Here is a 2,119-nt window from a genome sequence, read left to right as displayed (position 1 = left end):
CCCTGCGGCAGAGCACCGATCCGCAGACCCAGCAGCTGGCCATGCTGTCCATGGATTGCGGCAAGCCGGATCCGCTGGCCGGTAACGACGATCCGAACCTGCCGCTGGTCACGTGCAGCACCGACGGTCAGCTCGTCTACACGCTCGGCCCGAGCCGCCTGGACGGCCAGGAGATCAAGGACGCCTCCGCGGTGCTGGATCCGCAGCAGTCCCGCTGGGTGGTCAACGTCGACTTCAAGTCCGGCGGCTCCGACACCTGGGGCAAGCTGACCAACGAGTTCTACCAGCAGCAGCTGGCCTTCACCCTCGATACGCAGGTCGTGAGCGCCCCGGTGGTGCAGGCCGCCAACCAGTTCGGCGGCAACACCCAGATCTCCGGCAACTTCACCGGCGAGTCCGCCAAGGAGCTGGCCAACCAGCTGAAGTACGGTTCGCTGCCGCTGTCGTTCACCACCTCCGAGGCCGAATCCGTCTCGGCCACGCTGGGTCTGTACTCGCTCAAGGCAAGTCTGATCGCGGGTGCGATCGGCATGGTGCTGGTGCTGCTGTACTGCCTGCTCGTCTATCGACTGCTCGGTCTGCTGGCGGGGTTCTCGCTGCTCATGGCCGGTGCGGCCGTCTACGGCCTGATCGTGCTGCTGGGCCGGTGGATCGGCTTCACCCTCGATCTGGCCGGTATCGCCGGTCTGATCATCGGCATCGGTCTGACCGCCGACTCCTTCGTGGTGTTCTTCGAACGCATCAAGGACGAGATGCGCGAGGGCCGCACCTTCCGCTCGGCGGTGCCGCGCGGCTGGCAGCGCGCCCAGCGCACCAACCTCTCCGGTAAGACGGTCAGCCTCATCGCCTCCGTCGTGCTGTACATCCTGGCCGCCGGTCAGGTGAAGGGCTTCGCGTTCACCCTCGGTGTCACCACCGTGCTGGACGTGATCGTGCTGTACCTGGTGACCGCGCCGCTGATGATGATGGCGTCCAGGTCACCGTTCTGGGCCAAGCCCTCGGTCAACGGTCTCGGCGTGGTGTCGCAGATCGCCCGGGAGCGCAAGGCCGCCGCTGCCGCCGTCGCGGCCAGGGAGGCGTGAGGATGAGCAACTCGGTGATGGACTCCGACATCGACTACGTGGAACCGACCGACGCGCCGCGTCACGGATTCTTCGAACGGCTCTACACCGGCACCGGCGGATTCGAGATCGTCGGCCGCCGGAAGTTCTTCTACGCGCTGAGCGCTGCCTTCGTGCTCATCTCGCTGCTGAGCATCGCGGTGCGCGGCTTCACCCTCGGCATCGACTTCGCCGGTGGTTCGCGCATCCAGCTGCCCGCCGAGGGGACCAGCGTGGAGCAGGTGGAGCAGGTGTACCGCGACACCCTCGGCCACGATCCGGTGGTCGTGCAGCAGGTGGGCTCCGGGGCGACCTCCACCATCCAGCTGCGGTCCGACACGCTGGACACCGCCGACTCCGCGCGGCTGCAGAACGCGCTGTTCGAGGCGTTCCAGCCGAAGGACACCTCGGGCAATCCCAGTCCGGCGGCCATCAGCATCGCCGAGATCAGTGAGACCTGGGGTGGTCAGGTCACCCGGCAGGCGGTGATCGCGCTGCTGGTATTCGTGGCCCTGACCATGATCTATATCGCGATCCGCTTCGAACGCGATATGTCCGTCGCGGCCATCACCTCGCTGTTCTTCAACCTCATCGTGACCGCGGGCATCTACTCGCTGGTCGGTTTCGAGGTGACCCCGGCGGCGGTGATCGGTCTGCTCACCATTCTGGGCTTCGTGCTCTACGACAATGTCGTCGTCTTCGACAAGGTCGAGGAGAACACCCGCGGCGTTCTGCATCTGACCCGGCGCACCTATGCCGAACAGGCCAACCTGGCGGCCAACCAGACGCTCATGCGCTCGATCTCCACCACCGTCATCGGCATTCTGCCGATCATCGGCCTGCTGGTGATCGCGGTGTGGATGCTCGGCGTCGGCACCCTCAAGGATCTCGCGCTGGTGCAGCTGGTCGGCATGATCGTCGGCACCTACTCGTCGATCTTCTTCGCGGTGCCGCTGCTGGTGAGCATCAAGGAACGCTTCGGGCCGGTGGCCGCGCACACCAGGAAGGTGCTCGCCAAG

Annotated in this window: 2 protein-coding genes; both read left to right on the top strand. The window is 66.0% G+C overall.

Annotated features, from left to right (window positions below; all coding sequences use genetic code 11):
* The coding region (gene secD, locus QK444_RS35775; RefSeq protein WP_282786470.1) for a protein translocase subunit SecD at positions 1–1,082 on the top strand (1,082 nt) is incomplete at its 5' end.
* Between the two features lie 17 nt (positions 1,083–1,099).
* On the top strand, positions 1,100–2,119 hold a 1,020-nt coding region (gene secF / locus QK444_RS35770; RefSeq protein ID WP_282786472.1), incomplete at its 3' end, for a protein translocase subunit SecF.

The sequence above is a fragment of the Nocardia sp. CC201C genome, from assembly GCF_030010695.1.
GTDB lineage: Bacteria > Actinomycetota > Actinomycetes > Mycobacteriales > Mycobacteriaceae > Nocardia > Nocardia otitidiscaviarum.
Note: the sequence above shows the minus strand (reverse complement) of the source record. Positions and strands in the feature narration are given on the sequence as shown.